16 protein-coding genes and 1 pseudogene are annotated in these 14,889 nt (G+C 58.7%); 14 read left to right on the plus strand and 3 right to left on the minus strand.

The window, feature by feature from the left end; genetic code table 11:
* Nucleotides 1-10: 10 nt before the first annotated feature.
* From Q0859_RS15415 to Q0859_RS15450, 8 genes are all read left to right on the plus strand, one after another.
* The gene (locus Q0859_RS15415; protein WP_299152701.1) at nt 11-997 is read left to right on the plus strand and encodes an Hsp33 family molecular chaperone HslO; all 987 of its coding nucleotides are present in this window, start codon (nt 11-13) and stop codon (nt 995-997) included.
* Nucleotides 987-1,589, plus strand: a complete 603-nt coding sequence (locus Q0859_RS15420) for a CoA pyrophosphatase (RefSeq protein WP_299153000.1) — start codon at nt 987-989, stop codon at nt 1,587-1,589. The genes Q0859_RS15415 and Q0859_RS15420 overlap by 11 nt, the downstream gene beginning before the upstream one ends.
* Nucleotides 1,562-2,734 carry a CCA tRNA nucleotidyltransferase gene (locus tag Q0859_RS15425; RefSeq protein WP_299152706.1) on the plus strand — a complete coding sequence of 391 codons (1,173 nt, stop codon included), beginning with the start codon at nt 1,562-1,564 and terminating at the stop codon, nt 2,732-2,734. Before Q0859_RS15420 ends, Q0859_RS15425 begins: the two co-directional genes overlap by 28 nt.
* Before the next feature lie 165 nt (nt 2,735-2,899).
* On the plus strand, nt 2,900-4,738 hold the full coding sequence (locus Q0859_RS15430) for an ABC transporter ATP-binding protein (protein WP_299152709.1): 1,839 nt from the start codon (nt 2,900-2,902) through the stop codon (nt 4,736-4,738).
* Nucleotides 4,735-6,567 carry an ABC transporter ATP-binding protein gene (locus Q0859_RS15435; RefSeq protein WP_299152712.1) on the plus strand — a complete coding sequence of 611 codons (1,833 nt, stop codon included), beginning with the start codon at nt 4,735-4,737 and terminating at the stop codon, nt 6,565-6,567. Before Q0859_RS15430 ends, Q0859_RS15435 begins: the two co-directional genes overlap by 4 nt.
* Nucleotides 6,568-6,606: 39 nt before the next feature.
* The gene (locus tag Q0859_RS15440) at nt 6,607-7,839 is read left to right on the plus strand and encodes a class I SAM-dependent RNA methyltransferase (protein WP_299152714.1); all 1,233 of its coding nucleotides are present in this window, start codon (nt 6,607-6,609) and stop codon (nt 7,837-7,839) included.
* 13 nt (nt 7,840-7,852) lie between these two features.
* The gene (locus tag Q0859_RS15445) at nt 7,853-8,629 is read left to right on the plus strand and encodes an ion transporter (protein WP_299152717.1); all 777 of its coding nucleotides are present in this window, start codon (nt 7,853-7,855) and stop codon (nt 8,627-8,629) included.
* Between the two features lie 122 nt (nt 8,630-8,751).
* A complete protein-coding gene (locus Q0859_RS15450; RefSeq protein ID WP_299152720.1) occupies nt 8,752-9,249 on the plus strand; it encodes a L,D-transpeptidase family protein in 498 nt (165 codons plus the stop codon).
* Nucleotides 9,250-9,252: 3 nt separating this feature from the next.
* Here the strand turns inward: Q0859_RS15450 and Q0859_RS15455 are convergent, their stop codons facing one another.
* On the minus strand, nt 9,253-9,906 hold the full coding sequence (locus Q0859_RS15455) for a CAP domain-containing protein (RefSeq protein ID WP_299152722.1): 654 nt from the start codon (nt 9,904-9,906) through the stop codon (nt 9,253-9,255).
* Between the two features lie 172 nt (nt 9,907-10,078).
* Between Q0859_RS15455 and Q0859_RS15460 the strand changes: the two genes are divergently transcribed.
* Nucleotides 10,079-10,672: a L,D-transpeptidase gene (locus tag Q0859_RS15460; RefSeq protein WP_299152725.1), complete on the plus strand. Its 594-nt coding sequence runs from the start codon at nt 10,079-10,081 to the stop codon at nt 10,670-10,672.
* A 138-nt stretch (nt 10,673-10,810) separates the two neighbouring features.
* Nucleotides 10,811-10,987 (plus strand): hypothetical protein, encoded by a 177-nt coding sequence (locus Q0859_RS15465; protein ID WP_299152727.1) that lies wholly within the window; start codon nt 10,811-10,813, stop codon nt 10,985-10,987.
* Between the two features lie 86 nt (nt 10,988-11,073).
* Here Q0859_RS15465 and hemH read toward each other — a convergent pair whose 3' ends face one another.
* Both hemH and Q0859_RS15475 read right to left on the minus strand, forming a co-directional pair.
* On the minus strand, nt 11,074-12,135 hold the full coding sequence (gene hemH / locus Q0859_RS15470) for a ferrochelatase (RefSeq protein ID WP_299152729.1): 1,062 nt from the start codon (nt 12,133-12,135) through the stop codon (nt 11,074-11,076).
* Nucleotides 12,136-12,190: 55 nt separating this feature from the next.
* Nucleotides 12,191-13,009: an SAM-dependent methyltransferase gene (locus Q0859_RS15475; protein WP_299152731.1), complete on the minus strand. Its 819-nt coding sequence runs from the start codon at nt 13,007-13,009 to the stop codon at nt 12,191-12,193.
* Between the two features lie 23 nt (nt 13,010-13,032).
* On the opposite strand from Q0859_RS15475, the pseudogene Q0859_RS21525 reads away from it, so the two are divergent.
* The 4 genes and pseudogenes from Q0859_RS21525 to Q0859_RS15490 form a co-directional block, all read left to right on the plus strand.
* Nucleotides 13,033-13,221: pseudogene (locus Q0859_RS21525) on the plus strand (double zinc ribbon domain-containing protein); the annotation flags it as partial.
* 9 nt (nt 13,222-13,230) lie between these two features.
* Nucleotides 13,231-13,758 carry a ComF family protein gene (locus tag Q0859_RS15480; RefSeq protein ID WP_366523214.1) on the plus strand — a complete coding sequence of 176 codons (528 nt, stop codon included), beginning with the start codon at nt 13,231-13,233 and terminating at the stop codon, nt 13,756-13,758.
* A gap of 38 nt (nt 13,759-13,796) precedes the next feature.
* On the plus strand, nt 13,797-14,054 hold the full coding sequence (gene grxC / locus Q0859_RS15485) for a glutaredoxin 3 (RefSeq protein ID WP_299152735.1): 258 nt from the start codon (nt 13,797-13,799) through the stop codon (nt 14,052-14,054).
* Nucleotides 14,055-14,885 carry a carbon-nitrogen hydrolase family protein gene (locus tag Q0859_RS15490; protein WP_299152736.1) on the plus strand — a complete coding sequence of 277 codons (831 nt, stop codon included), beginning with the start codon at nt 14,055-14,057 and terminating at the stop codon, nt 14,883-14,885.
* Nucleotides 14,886-14,889: the final 4 nt, after the last annotated feature.

The raw sequence follows: 14,889 nt of genomic DNA on the forward strand, positions 1-14,889 counted from the left end.
AGGAAACCCCATGACTATCGGTTCGCAACTCGCGTGGGACGACACCGTCCTGCCCTTCCAACTTGATGCTTCCGACATTCGCGGACGCGTTGCGCGTCTGGACGGCGTGTTGGACGGTATCCTCAAACAACACGACTATCCGCCGCAGGTCGAAGCGTTGGTGGCAGAGATGGCTGTACTGACCGCGTTGATCGGGCAGACCATCAAGCTGCGCTGGAAACTGTCGTTGCAGGTTCAATCCAAGGGCCCCGTGCGCATGATTGCCACCGACTATTACGGCCCCGAGAAGGAAGGCGATGTGGCGCGTATTCGCGCCTATGCCACCTATGACGCGGATCGGCTGACCGATGGCACACCCTTTGAACAGGTGGGCGAGGGGTATTTCGCGATCCTTATTGATCAGGGCAAGGGCATGACTCCGTATCAGGGCATTACCCCACTTGCCGGCGGCTCCCTTGCGGCCTGTGCGGAGTCCTACTTTGCGCAGTCTGAACAGTTGCCGACCCGATTTCAGCTGAGCTTTGGTCGTTCCTCTGAACCCGGTGTTGCGGAACATTGGCGCGCGGGTGGTGTGATGTTGCAGCACATGCCCAAAGCCTCGCCGCTTGTGGCCAAGGGCGAAGGGTCGGGCGAGGTGCTGACGGCGGATGATTTGCTGGACGGCGATGGATCGGACAACTGGAACCGCGCCAATATCTTGTTGGATACGGTCGAGGAAATGGAACTGATCGGCCCGCAACTTGCGCCGAGTGATCTGTTGTTACGCCTGTTTCACAAGGAACAGCCGCGCGTCTATGACACCCAACCCGTACGCTTTGGCTGTACCTGTTCCGAAGATCGCGTGCGCCAAAGCCTGTCGATTTATTCGGCGCGTGACATCTCGACCATGACGACCGATGAGGGGCGCGTGACCGCAGACTGCCAGTTTTGTGGGGCGCACTATGACCTTGATCCCGCAACTGTCGGTTTCGAGGCCAAAGAGCAAGATAGTGAGTGACCTGATCGCGCGCACCCGCGTCGCCCTTGCGCAAGCGGGTGACGCGTCTTCGGACTTTGATCTGAGCACGGGCGTGACGCTTGCGCCAGGCCGTAAATTGCGCCCTGCTGCCGTGCTTGTACCCATAATCCTGGGGCGGGATGGGTATGAATTGATCCTGACAAAACGGTCTTCGGCCTTGAAACATCATCCGGGCCAGATCGCTTTTCCAGGTGGAAAACATGATGAGGGTGATACCGATCTGATCGCCACAGCATTGCGTGAGGCACGTGAAGAGATCGGGCTCCCCGCTACGAACCTTGAAATCCTCGGCACCTTTGCCCCGCACGAAACTGTCACCTCGTTCAGTATGACCCCAGTTGTCGCGCTGTTGAAGCGGGACTTCGATGTCGTGCCCGAAGCTGGAGAGGTGGCTGAAGTATTCCGCGTTCCACTGGCCTACGTGCTGAACACTGCCAATTATGTTGTGGAATCGCGGCATTGGCGCGGTCAGCAACGATCATATTATGCGGTACCCTACGGCCCCTATTACATCTGGGGCGCGACCGCGCGTATATTGCGGGCATGGACCGACCGACTGCCCCCACTCTAGATCCGCAAACCCCATTCCTGCGGGATGGTGCTGCGCAGGCCCTGTGCCAAACGCTTGAAGATGGCGGACACCGTGCTTTGTTTGTCGGTGGATGTGTGCGCAATGCTGTGATGGGCCTGCCGGCGTCCGACCTTGATATATCGACAGATGCGCTGCCTGACCGGGTTGTTGCACTGGCGACCGCCGCCGGGTTTCGCGCCGTTCCCACAGGCATTGATCACGGCACGATTACGGTTGTCGTGGATGATACCCCGCTTGAGGTGACGACGTTCCGGCGTGATGTCGCCACGGATGGCCGCCGCGCGGTCGTTGCGTTTTCCAAGGATGTGAAAGAGGATGCGTTGCGGCGCGATTTCACAATGAACGCCCTTTATGCGGATCGCTATGGCGCAATCACTGACCCGTTGGGTGGAATGCCGGATGCGCTGGCCAGATATGTTCGGTTTATCGAAGATGCAGGTGCGCGCATCCGCGAGGATTATCTGCGCACCCTCAGATATTTCCGCTTTCACGCGACCTATGCCGATCCGCAGATGGGGTGGGATACGGATGCGCTGGACGGGATTGCGTCCAATCTTGATGGGCTCGAAACCCTGTCGGCAGAGCGTGTCGGGTCGGAGGTGTTGAAACTGCTATCCGTCCCTGACCCGTCCCCTGCGGTTGCGGTCATGGATCAGACGGGCGTCCTGGCACGTATCTTGCCGGGTGCGGTTCCTGATCTGCTTGCCCCCGTCGTACATCTTGAAGGGTTGGTGCAGACAGCCCCTGACCCGCTGTTACGGCTGGCAGCGATTGGGGGCGTGGATGTCTCAGACCGCTTGCGTTTGTCCCGGAAAGACAGCCGCACTTTCGATTCGATCCGGGAACATTGCGCGTCGCCACTTGGCGCGCAGTCTCTTGGGCATATTGCTGGCAAACAGGCGGGGCTGGGTGCCGCCTTGCTCAGATCGGCCATGGCAAACCAACCGCTGAACGCGGAAGATGTTGTTGCGGTCGTACAAGGTGCGGATACGCCATTTCCCATATCTGCCAAAGATTTACCCGACTTGAGCGGCCCCGTTTTGGGCGAACGGCTCCAGGCTCTGAAGGCGGACTGGCTCGCCTCGAACCTTACGAAAAGCAAAAACGACCTGTTGGCCCCGTGACTTTCGCGCAGCCCCGCGCTATGCCTGACCGAGATACGGAGGGAAGCACATGTTTCGCGGGATCTGGAACGACACCTGATATTGTCGCCGATCGTCTGAAGTGACGGCAAGGGCCTTGGCCCACGTCACATACATGTTGCTCAATACCCTTACGGATACCTCCCCATGTTCAAGTTCTTCGAAACTCTCGTTGACCCCTATACGCCTTATCGCGAGACGGACGCGCCCCCGACGGACCTGTGGCCGTTCATGCGCGACTATGCGCAGCCCTTCAAAAAGGTGTTTGTGCTGGCGGCGATCATGTCCGTCATCGTGGCTGCGATTGAGGTCTGGCTGATCTATTATATGGGCCGGATCGTTGATGTGCTGGGCACTTCGCCCGAGGCATTTTGGACAGATTACGGGACCGAGGTCATTGTTGTCGGTCTATTCATTCTTATTGCGCGCCCTGCCTTGCAGATGCTTGACGTGCTGTTGTTGAACCAGACGATTTTACCGAACTTTGGCACGCTGATCCGCTGGCGGTCGCACAAACACGTGCTGCGTCAGTCGGTAGGCTGGTTCGAAAATGACTTTGCGGGTCGGATCGCCAACCGCATCATGCAGACTCCGCCTGCGGCGGGCGAAGTCGTTTTTCAGGTCTTTGACGCGATTTCCTTTGCGCTGGCCTATCTGGTGGGTGCGGCGGTGTTGTTGATGCTGGCCGACAGTCGGTTGTTGCTGCCACTTGCCCTTTGGTTCGCACTTTATGCCTGCCTGATCGCGTGGACGGTCAAACGTGTGGGCCCCGCCTCGCAGGCGGCATCTGATGCGCGCTCAACCACCACGGGTCGGGTTGTTGATGCCTATACCAACATCCATTCCGTCAAGATGTTTGCCCATCACGACCGTGAACTGACCTATGCCAAAGACGCGATCGAGATGACGCGCACGACCTTCATCGCCGAGATGCGCCTTTATACCATCATGGATGTGGTGCTGGTCACGCTGAACGGGTTTCTGATCGTCAGCGTGGTTGGCTGGGCGATTGTGTTGTGGAGCCAGGGTGCCGCCAGTGTCGGCGTTGTTGCGGCGGCCACTGCGCTGACCCTGCGATTAAACGCGATGACCGGGTGGATCATGTGGGCGCTGACCACGTTTTTCCGCCAACTTGGTGTCGTGGCCGAAGGGATGGAGACGATTGCGCAGCCCATTTCACTGGTGGATTCCAAGAACGCCCAGCCACTTGTGATGAGGGCTGGGCAGATCGATCTTGATGCGCTGACCCATCACTATGGGCGGGAGACAGGCGGGCTCGAGGCGATCACGACCACGATCCAACCTGGCGAAAAGGTCGGCCTTGTTGGGCGGTCGGGTGCGGGCAAGTCCACGTTGGTCAAGCTGTTGTTGCGGTTTTATGACCCCGAAGCGGGCCGTATCCTGATCGACGGTCAGGACATTACGCAGGTGACCCAGGACAGCCTGCGCCTGAACATCGGGATGGTGCAGCAGGACAGTTCCCTGTTGCACCGCTCGGTACGTGACAACATCCTCTATGGCCGTCCGGAGGCGAGCGAGGCAGACATGATCGCCGCCGCGCAGCAGGCGCAGGCGCATGACTTCATCCTTGGCCTTGCTGATCCGCAAGGACGCACCGGATATGATGCCCAAGTGGGCGAGCGCGGTGTGAAACTGTCAGGCGGGCAACGCCAGCGGGTGACCTTGGCCCGCGTGATCCTCAAGAACGCACCTATCTTGGTGCTGGACGAGGCGACAAGCGCGCTGGATAGCGAGGTTGAGGCGGCGATTCAGGACACTCTGTATCAGATGATGGAGGGCAAAACGGTGATCGCAATTGCGCATCGTTTGTCCACCATTGCCCAAATGGACCGCATCCTGGTCATTGATGGCGGGAAAATTGTCGAGGATGGCACGCATGACGCGCTTTTGGCGCAGGGCGGTCTATATTCAGATTTCTGGGCGCGCCAATCGGGTGGGTTCATTGCAACCGAGGCTGCCGAGTGAACATTTCCAACTGGATCGACTCGTTTAGACCCGCCGAGGGGCCGCCGCCGCAAGATCTGTGGCCCTTCCTGCGGTGGTGTCTGTCGGGGGCGTGGCCTGCGCTGTGGTTTGCTGCTGCCTGTTCGGCGGCCGCTGGCGCGCTTGAGGCGGGCACGGCGCTTATTTTGGGCCGTGTCATCGATGCGACCGTAACGCTTGGCCCTGATGGCTTCTTTGCCGCTGAAAATGTGGGGCTGATCATCGGCGCGCTTGTGTTCTTTTTGATTGCGCGGCCTGTGTTGTTCGGGCTGAGTGCGGCGTCAAATTCGATCATCGTCATGCCAAACATCAATCCTTTGGTGCTGTCCCGTTTGCACCGCTGGACCTTGGGTCAATCCGTTGGCTTTTTCGATGATGATTTCGCGGGCCGCATTGCGCAGAAACAGATGCAGGCGGCCCGTGCGGTCACGGACGTGGTCGGCGAATTTATCAACGTTGTCGCCTTTGCGCTCGCCTCGCTTGCGGGGTCGGTGCTGTTGCTGCTCGCCATCGACTGGCGTGTGGCCTTGGGCTTTGGCGGCTGGCTGATCCTCTATTTTGCGTTGATCCGGTGGTATTTGCCGCGTGTCCGCAAGCGCTCGGCAAAGCGGGCGGGTGCGCGAGCCATGGTGTCGGGGCAGGTTGTTGATACGATCACCAATATCAAAACTGTCAAACTGTTCGCCCATGACGATCACGAGGATCAGGCGGCATTGGGCGCGATGGCGGCTTTCCGAACCCAGGCGCTGCATTTCGGGGTGTTGTCTGCCAGCTTCCGCTTGGCTTTGATGACGTTGGCGGGTCTGTTGCCTGTTCTCTTGCTCGGCGGCACGATCTTTATGTGGCAGCGCGGGTTGGCCAGCCCCGGCGATATCGTGGCGTCTGGTGCAATTGCCATTCGGATCGCCCAGATGACGGGTTGGGTCAGTTTCACGCTGATGGCGATTTATTCCAATATTGGAGAGATCGAGGACGGCGTGCGGACTTTGACTCCCCGCCAGCGGGTTGAGGATGCACCATCGGCCCCTGCCTTGCAGGAGGTCAAAGGCAAGATCACACTTGATCATCTTGGGTTCAGCTATGGGCGCGAAACCGGAGGGATTGATGATATCTCACTGTTGATCAAATCGGGTGAAAAGGTTGGGATTGTTGGCGCGTCGGGGGCGGGTAAGTCGACGCTCGTGTCGTTGCTTTTGCGGCTCTACGAGGCGGAAAACGGGCGTATCCTGATTGATGGGCATGACATCAAACAGGTGACGCAGGACAGTCTGCGTCACAATATCGGGATGGTCACGCAAGAGACTGCGATGTTCAATCGCTCGGCCCGTGACAATATCCTTTATGGTCGTCCCGATGCCAGCGATGCTGAGATGATGGCCGCCGTCCAAAAGGCCGAAGCGCATGAGTTCATCCTTGATCTGCAAGATCACAAAGGACGCACCGGCTATGAGGCACATCTGGGTGAGCGGGGTGTGAAGCTGTCGGGGGGGCAACGCCAACGGATTGCCCTTGCCCGCGCCATTCTGAAAGACGCGCCGATCCTGGTGTTGGACGAGGCGACAAGTGCGCTCGACAGTGAAGTCGAGGCGTCGATTCAATCCGCGCTGACCCGTGTGATGGAGGGTAAGACAGTGCTCGCCATTGCGCACCGCCTGTCCACCCTGACCGAGATGGACAGGATTGTCGTGATGGATGCAGGCCGCGTGGTCGAAGAAGGCTCGCATGACCATCTTCTTGCCAAAGGCGGGCTTTACGCAAAGTACTGGCAGCGCCAATCCGGTGGCTTCATCAGCACCAAGGCTGCGGAATAGGGCTTTTGCCGGATCGCGAGTGCGGTTAGGGCCTAGCGCATGACAGTTTTGACAATCGAACGGTTGGGCCAACAGGGTGATGGCGTCGCGCAGGGGCCGATCTTCGTGCCACTGACCTTGCCGGGTGAGGTGGTCACGGGCACGCCTGATGGCGACAGCTTGAACGATGTGCGCATCGACACGCCCTCGCCAGATCGTGTCGCGCCGCCTTGTCCCCATTTTCGGTCCTGTGGTGGGTGCCAATTGCAGCACGCCAGTGACCCGTTTGTTGCGCAGTGGAAGCGTGACGTGGTTGTCACGGCCCTATCGGTGCACGGGATAACGACAGATGTGCGACCGACGCTGACCTCTCCGGACCGATCCCGCCGTCGCGCGACCTTTGCCGCGCGCCGCACAAAAAAGGGGGCGATGGTCGGCTTTCATGCCCGCAAATCCGATGCGATCATTCCGATTCCATCCTGCGTTTTACTGACACCTGCCCTGTTGGCCGCCCAGCCCGTGGCCGAAGCATTGGCGATTGCCGGGGCCAGCCGCAAAGGCGCGCTTGCGGTGACGGTCGCCGACAGCCTTGAAGGGCTGGATGTGGCGGTGAGCGGGGGCAAGCCGCTGGACGGCCCTTTGCGCATCGTTCTGGCGGGTCTGTGTGAAACCCATCGTCTTGCCCGCCTCACTTGGGAGGATGAGCTGATCGGGATGCGTGTGCCACCCGCTCAACGGTTTGGCAAAGCGCAGGTTGTTCCGCCGCCGGGCACATTTCTGCAAGCCACCACGCACGGGCAGGACACGCTGACCGCGCTGGTGCAAGAGATCGTAGGGCCTGCCAAATCGGTCATGGATCTTTTTGCAGGCTGCGGGACATTCGCGCTGCCCCTTTCCGAAACCGCCGAAGTCCATGCGGTTGAGGGGTCGCGTGACATGGTTGCCGCGCTAGATCAGGGATGGCGGCAGGCGCAGGGTCTGAAGCGGGTGAAATCGGAAACCCGCGACTTGTTTCGACGCCCCATGTTGCCCGATGAGTTGGCTAAGGCTGAGGCGGTTGTGATTGACCCGCCCCGCGCCGGCGCCGTCGCGCAAATTGCTGAACTGGCCACCGCCCGCATCCCGCGTATTGCGCATGTTTCCTGTAACCCGCAGACCTTTGCGCGGGATGCTGCGACGCTTTGTGCGGCGGGATATGTACTTGAATGGGTACAGCCCGTTGATCAGTTTCGGTGGTCCTCGCATGTGGAGCTTGTGGGCGCGTTTGTCTTGCCCCACGATACGCGCGACTGAAGGAGAGCCTGAAATGACCATCCGAACCCGCCTTGTGCAGTGGATTGAAAGCCCGCGCGTCGGCAACTTTATCCTCGCCGTGATTATTCTGAACGCGATCACCCTGGGTTTGGAGACCTCTGACACTGCCAAGGCACTGTTTGGCGGGTTGATTTCGCTTGTCGACAATCTGTGCCTGACGATCTTTGTGATCGAATTGGTGGCCAAGCTGATCGCTTATCGTGGCAGGTTTTTCAAAAGCGGCTGGAACATTTTTGACTTCATCATCGTGGCCATCGCGCTGGCCCCCGGTGCGGACGGGCTGTCGGTGTTGCGGGCGCTGCGGATCCTGCGGGTGTTGCGCGTTATTTCGGTGGCCCCAAGTCTGCGCCGTGTGGTCGAGGGGTTTGTGACTGCCCTGCCCGGTATGGGCAGCGTCTTTGTCCTGATGGCGATGATTTTCTATATCGGTGCGGTCATGGCGACCAAGCTGTTTGGCGATGCGTTTCCGGATTGGTTCGGGGATTTGGGCCGTTCAGGCTATTCCCTGTTCCAGATTATGACACTCGAGTCGTGGTCCATGGGCATTGTGCGCCCTGTGATGACCGAATTTCCCTATGCCTGGGCTTTCTTTGTACCGTTCATCATGGTCACCACATTTGCGGTTGTGAACCTGCTGGTCGGCCTGATTGTGAATTCGATGCAGGACGCCCATGCCGAGGAAAGCAATGCAGCCACGGATACCTACCGCGACGAGGTGATGCTGCGCCTGAAGGCCATCGAGACCAAGCTGGAACAACGCGACCCCTAAAGCGTGCCAATCACAGTCAGGTGATTGTTTTTCGTAAAATCCATCTATGAAATTTCAACAAAACAGTGTTATTTCGCGCGCACAATAAAAAAACAAGAGAACCCGAGCGGGACAGGATTTCAATGAAGCGCAGACATCTAATGATGGGTGGCGTTGCGGCCTTGGGCCTTGGCGCATGCACCCAGAGCAAATTCAAAACCTATGACGGGCCAGAGGTTACATACGTCATCGTTAACAAGGGCGACCGCGAGATGTTCCTGCTGCACGGCGGGCGCGTTCTGGAAAAATACGATATTGATCTTGGCTTTGCCCCGATTGGCGACAAGTTCTTTGAAGGGGACGGGCGCACACCCGAAGGGCGCTATCTGATCGATCGGCGCAATCCCAACAGCAAGTTCCATCTGTCATTGGGTATTTCCTATCCCAATGCACAGGACCGGGCCGAGGCCGCCGCGTTGGGCAAACCCCCGGGCGGCGATATCTTTATTCACGGCGAGTCCAACCCGCTGAAGCGCAAGCGTGGGGATTGGACATGGGGCTGTGTTGCGGTGACAAACCGCGAAATGGAAGATGTCTATGCGATGGTGCGGACCGGTACGCCGATCCAGATCAACGCCTGAGGATCACGTCGAAGGCGTCGTGGTGATTGTAACAATGTCTTCTTCGGTTGTATCCGTCGCCGTTTCATCCGGGTTTGTGATCGGTTCCGGGACCAGACGCGAGGCGGATGGGTTCGACGATGGGATCAGCGGCGCCTGTGACGGATCGCCCATCACCATGGTCCACCAGATCTTGCCATTGGATTCTTGAAACCAGGCAAAACCCATGTCGCGCGCCTTGGGCGACAGGATTGTGCGGCGTGTGTCAGGTTTTTCCATCCACGCGGCCAGTGTTTCCAGCTCGGTTTCGTAGGTTTCCGAGATGTTTTCGCCCACAAGGCTGCCTTGATAATCAACGCGCGCCAGCCGGTCGATGGGGGAGGAGCCGTCTGATCCAAAGTGCCATGGACGGTTCTGAACCGACATATCGCGCGAATGGGTTGCGGCGGCGGCGTTCAGTTGGGGGTTCAACTGCACCGGCGGGGCACCTTGGGCGCTGCGCAGGGCGTTAACCGAATCGACCATACGGAACTGAAGCTTGGCCGTGTCGTTGTTGCGGATGCGGTACAGTTTGGGCAGGGGTCGTCCATCGCTGCCAACGGTTGATTCATTGGACGGCACCGGGGCGCACGCGCCCAAAGCCAGTAGTGCAGCGGCGAGAAAAGAGAGTATACGCATGGGTCAGGCACATCTTGTTAATTGTTTGGAACGTCGATAGCCGCTTGGGCGTTGCAATACAAACGCACATGAGCATGAAGCCGCGTGATGACGTCTCTTTGATTTGCGACTGCGGCTTTCGCGCAATAAATTACCGCGCAACGGCAAGAACACACCTTTGGAGAGGCATCTGATGTCCAAGACAAAAGTTTTTACACCCAACCGCCGCGCCTTTTTGGCAGGATCTGCGGCACTTTTGGGCACACCCGCGATCGCACAGAATATTCCGGCCGGTCAGGCATCGCGTGACCCGGAACTGTCGGCGCGGCGCAATATCTCCAGCTTTCGTACGCTGGATTGGCAGCCTTATTTCGACAACCTGCGCAACGGCGCGATCCTTGTGGATATCGACAGTCGGGCCGTCCATTACTGGAACGAGGCGCAGACGGTCTACAAACTTTATCCATCCAGCGTGCCACTGACGGATGATCTGACCCGTCGCGGTCGCACCAAAGTCATCCTGAAAGATCCGGAGCCGGATTGGCGCCCCACACCGTCGATGAAACAGCGTAATCCCGAATGGCCTGACTATATCGGCCCGGGCCCGCAAAACCCGCTCGGGACACGGTCTCTGCACCTGAGCTGGACGTACTATCGCATCCACGGCACGCATGACACGCGCAAGATCGGGCGCAAGTCGTCCAACGGTTGCATTGGCCTTTATAACGAGCACATCGAAGAGCTGTACGAGATGGCAAATGTGGGGACACAAGTGTTGCTAATTTGACGACATTGTGGCGTAAGGACCCGTAACCCCCTGAAACATGGTTTGCATTCGGCAAAGATTGTTGTTTACACAGAGTTACGAGGTAAGTCTTGGGTCCGCTCTGGCGTTGTTCGCCGGTGCGCTTATTTGGAGGTTACTATGAAAAAACTCGTTCTCGCTGCTGCTCTGACCGCTGCTGCTTCGACCGCATTTGCCGGCGCTCCTGCTGAGCCAATCATCGAAGCTCCTGTCATTGTCGAAGAAACACAAAGCTCCTCGGGCGGCATCATTCTGCCCCTGTTGCTGATCCTCGTCGTGGCCGCAGCTGTTTCCTAAGGGAAGCAACTAAAATTTTAGAAGGCGGCACTTTTGGGTGCCGCCTTTTTTCGTTTCCGGGTATGGGTTCAGCGGGCAGGGCGGCGTCAGTCCAGCCAACCGCCCAGATTTTCCGCGATCACGGTGCTGAGCGCGTCGATATGCGCGTCATCATCGTTGAGGCATGGGATATAGGTGAAATGTTCACCCCCCGCCTCTTCAAAACTATCTTTGATCTCTTCGTTGATCTCTTCGAGCGTTTCGATGCAGTCGGCGGAGAACGCAGGTGCACATACGGCGATGTTCTTTTTGCCCTGTTCGGCCAACCGCGCGACCTCTTCGACGGTGTAGGGTTGCAGCCACTCTTCGGGTCCGAATTTTGACTGGAAGGTTGTCTTGATATCGGTATCGGCCCAGCCCAAACGCTCTTTCAGCAGGCGCGTCGTTTTCTGGCATTGGCAGTGATAGGGATCGCCCTCCATCAGATAGCGGATCGGCACGCCGTGATAGCTGCACACCAGAATGTCGGGGCGGGTGTCCATTGCGCCATAGGCCCGTTCAATGGATTGGGCCAATGCCTCGATATATTTGGGATGTTCGAAATAGGGCTCGACCGTGCGGGTCGTCGGTTGCCACTTTTCCTCCATCATCGCGCGAAAGAACTCATCATTCGCGGTTGCTGATGTTGCCCCGGCGTAGTGGGGGTAAAGCGGGAAAAACAGGATTTTCTGGCAACCCGCATCGCGCATCTCGCGCACCTTGGATTTGGTTGATGGGTTCCCATAGCGCATGCAGAAGTCGACCATCACCTGATCGCCATAGCGTGCGTGCATCGCATCCTTGATCTTGGCCGTCTGGTCCTTGGTGATCGTCATCAGCGGGCTTTCCCCCGCCTCGTGGTTCCAGATGGATTTATAGGCGGCTCCGGATGAAAACGGGCGTTTCGTCAGGATGATCAACTGTAGCAGCGGTTGCCAGACCCAAGGGCTGTAGTCGATGACCCGTCGATCTGACAGAAACTCGTTGAGATAGCGGCGCATCGACCAATAGTCGTAATTGTCGGGCGTCCCAAGATTGGCCAGCAGAATCCCAACACGTGCCGGAGGGATCGCCGGGTGGTCGTCCTTGGCATGTGCAGGTCTGATCGCGGTTTTACTGGTATCAAGCATGTGGAGCCGTTCCATTGGGTGTGTATTCGGTCAGATAAACGGTTTTGGGTGTAGGTCAATCTGGCAGCGACGTTTCGTCCGTTCGCAATGCGTCCGCCAGCCGGGCTTGCGCTGATCCGGGGCGCAGTGGTTTTTGTTGGCTTTCATCCGGTGCCCAGCCTGTCAGAACGATCAATTCGAAGGTGGCGACGATGCCACCTGTGTCATTTGGAAAGGTCTGCGCATAGATCTCAGCGGCTTTGGTCAGCACCGATCGCCGGGTCGGGGTGCGCAGCCGGGTTGCCAATACGTTGGCCTCGCCCATGGCCCGCACATCACGCATCAGGTGCCACATGGATTTGTATTGTACGCTTAATTTCACGGCGTCTGCGACCGGCAGCGCCAGACCGGCCCGTTGTAAAAGCGCGCCCAGATCCCGCACCTCGCCCATGGGGGCCACGCGCGGGGATAGTCCCCCGGTTTCGGCAATCTCGGCCTCTGCCAGACAACTGCGCAACTCATGCAACGTCTGCCCTCCAAAGGCGGTTGCCAGCAGTAATCCGTCGGGGCGCAGGCTGCGGCGACACTGGATCAATTGGCCCACCGGATCATTGGCCCAATGCAAGCCCAGACTGTGGATCACCATATCGTGTTCACCGGGTGAGATCGTCAGCGTCTCGGTTTCGGGTACGATCTTGGCCCCGTCGATCCGATCCCGCCACACGCGAGGGAAGGCCGCCACAATCGCGGGGGCTTGAAACGCTTTGTTAACCATCCCCAGGCGATCCTCGATCTCGCCCCGTGCCGTGCGTTGCAGGAACAGCGCATCGTCACAGGCCCGTGCGCGGTTGCGGGCGAGGGCGGCAGGGTCGGTCAAGGCAATGGGCTGGTTCATTTGCATCAACTGTTGGGAACACAATGGGTCTTTTACAAACAACCCTCGCGGCAATCTATCCCCCTCGATGTCTTGGATGTGGTGAGGGTGTCGATAGTGACTTTGGTTTGTGCGGGACATGCTGGGGACAGACCGAATTTGTCGGCCGAACGGCCTGTGATGGATGCGGCACGCCCCTGCCCGGATCTTCGGATGATGGGGTCATTCACTGCGATTCCTGCTTGAAATGGCCAAAACCATGGGCGCATGGGCGGGCTGCGCTGGTCTATAGCGGGATGGGTCGGAAGCTGATCTTGCGACTGAAGCATGGTGACCGGCAAGAGGTCGCGCAGCCTGCGGCTTTGTGGATGCGCCCGACGCTCGAGGGGCTGATCACCCCGCAAACGCTGATCGCGCCGGTCCCGCTGCATTGGATGCGGCTGGCCAGGCGGCGCTATAATCAATCCGCTTTAATCGCCAAACGATTGGCCGAGCTTGTCGGTACCGAATGGTGCGCTGATCTGCTGGAACGTCCGCGACGGACCCCGTCCCTTGATGGCAAGTCGCTGACCGCGCGGGCCGAAATCCTGGATGGTGCCATCCAGATCAACCGCCGCCGCCGCCACAAAGCCGTGGGCCGCCCGGTGGTTCTGGTTGATGATGTGATGACAACGGGGGCCACGTTGGCGGCTTGTGCAAGAGCCTGTCGTGCAGCAGGTGCGGGTGATGTGTGCGTGTCTGTACTGGCACGCGCGGTCAAAGATACCTAAGTGTCAGCAATCGAAATTGCGCTGAAAGGACCTGTGCAATGAAAGCTGTCGAACTTTATACCTCGCCATTGTGTGGGTTTTGCCATTCCGCCAAGCGGTTGCTCAAGGACAAGGGCGTGACCTTTTCCGAAGTGAACGTGCTGGCTCAACCCGGTCGCAAGGCCGAGATGATCAAACGCGCCAATGGTGGACGCACAGTGCCACAGATCTTTATCGGTGACACCCATGTGGGTGGCTGTGACGATTTGTATGCGCTTGAGCGGGCGGGCAAACTTGACAGCCTTCTTGCTGCATAAATGAAGGCAGCACTGCTGCAACTGAATGTGAGTGACGATCCGGTTGCCAACCTGCCTCGGACCGTTGCCCTCGTGCAGCAGGCTGCTGATATGGATGCAGCGTTCGTTCTGACACCCGAGGTCACAAACTGCCTCAGCACCAGTCGCGCGCACCAAGTGCGGGTGCTGCATCCCGAGGCAGATGACCCAACCCTTGCCGCCTTGCAAGCCGTGGCGGCCGAGCGTCGTATCCACCTTTTGATTGGCTCTATTGCCCTCAAGACGGACGACCCAGATGGCCGCTTTGCCAACCGGTCGTTTCTGATCGGTCCCGATGGGACCATCATCGCGCGCTACGACAAGATCCACATGTTCGACGTCACGATTTCGAACACCGAGAGCTATGCAGAATCGTCTGGCTACCGACCAGGCACACAGGCCGTGCTGGCCGAAACGCCATTTGCGCCCATTGGCATGGCGATCTGTTACGATATGCGCTTTCCCCGGCTCGCGGATGCGCTGATCACGGCTGGTGCGCAAATCCTGACATACCCGTCGGCGTTTTCGCCCGTGACGGGTGCGGCTCATTGGCACAGCCTGCTGCGTGCCCGCGCCATCGAGGCGGGTGCGTGGGTGCTCGCCCCCGCCCAGACAGGCACGCATGAAGGGTGCGCAGATAAGAAACGCAGCACCTATGGCCACAGCCTTGCCGTTGATCCGTGGGGCGAGGTCGTGCTTGACGCAGGGACAGCACCGGGCGTTTATATCTTTGATCTTGAGTTGGAAAAAGTGGCCGAGGCACGTCGTCGTATCCCATCCCGAGATAACGCGCGTCTGTTTGATGGCCCCTGAAGGT

This window comes from uncultured Tateyamaria sp., from assembly GCF_947497045.1.
Classification (GTDB): Bacteria; Pseudomonadota; Alphaproteobacteria; order Rhodobacterales; family Rhodobacteraceae; genus Tateyamaria.

Bases quoted from the DNA above. Each gene is read 5' to 3' on its own strand.
- Q0859_RS15465 (WP_299152727.1), top strand. From the start codon at position 10,811: ATGAAAAAACTCGTTCTCGCTGCTGCTCTGACCGCTGCTGCTTCGACC.
- Q0859_RS15425 (WP_299152706.1), top strand. From the start codon at position 1,562: ATGGACCGACCGACTGCCCCCACTCTAGATCCGCAAACCCCATTCCTG.
- Q0859_RS15460 (WP_299152725.1), top strand. From the start codon at position 10,079: ATGTCCAAGACAAAAGTTTTTACACCCAACCGCCGCGCCTTTTTGGCA.
- Q0859_RS15490 (WP_299152736.1), top strand. From the start codon at position 14,055: ATGAAGGCAGCACTGCTGCAACTGAATGTGAGTGACGATCCGGTTGCC.
- Q0859_RS15430 (WP_299152709.1), top strand. From the start codon at position 2,900: ATGTTCAAGTTCTTCGAAACTCTCGTTGACCCCTATACGCCTTATCGC.
- Q0859_RS15450 (WP_299152720.1), top strand. From the start codon at position 8,752: ATGAAGCGCAGACATCTAATGATGGGTGGCGTTGCGGCCTTGGGCCTT.
- Q0859_RS15440 (WP_299152714.1), top strand. From the start codon at position 6,607: ATGACAGTTTTGACAATCGAACGGTTGGGCCAACAGGGTGATGGCGTC.
- Q0859_RS15455 (WP_299152722.1), bottom strand. From the start codon at position 9,906: ATGCGTATACTCTCTTTTCTCGCCGCTGCACTACTGGCTTTGGGCGCG.
- hemH (WP_299152729.1), bottom strand. From the start codon at position 12,135: ATGCTTGATACCAGTAAAACCGCGATCAGACCTGCACATGCCAAGGAC.
- Q0859_RS15415 (WP_299152701.1), top strand. From the start codon at position 11: ATGACTATCGGTTCGCAACTCGCGTGGGACGACACCGTCCTGCCCTTC.
- Q0859_RS15445 (WP_299152717.1), top strand. From the start codon at position 7,853: ATGACCATCCGAACCCGCCTTGTGCAGTGGATTGAAAGCCCGCGCGTC.
- Q0859_RS15475 (WP_299152731.1), bottom strand. From the start codon at position 13,009: ATGAACCAGCCCATTGCCTTGACCGACCCTGCCGCCCTCGCCCGCAAC.
- grxC (WP_299152735.1), top strand. From the start codon at position 13,797: ATGAAAGCTGTCGAACTTTATACCTCGCCATTGTGTGGGTTTTGCCAT.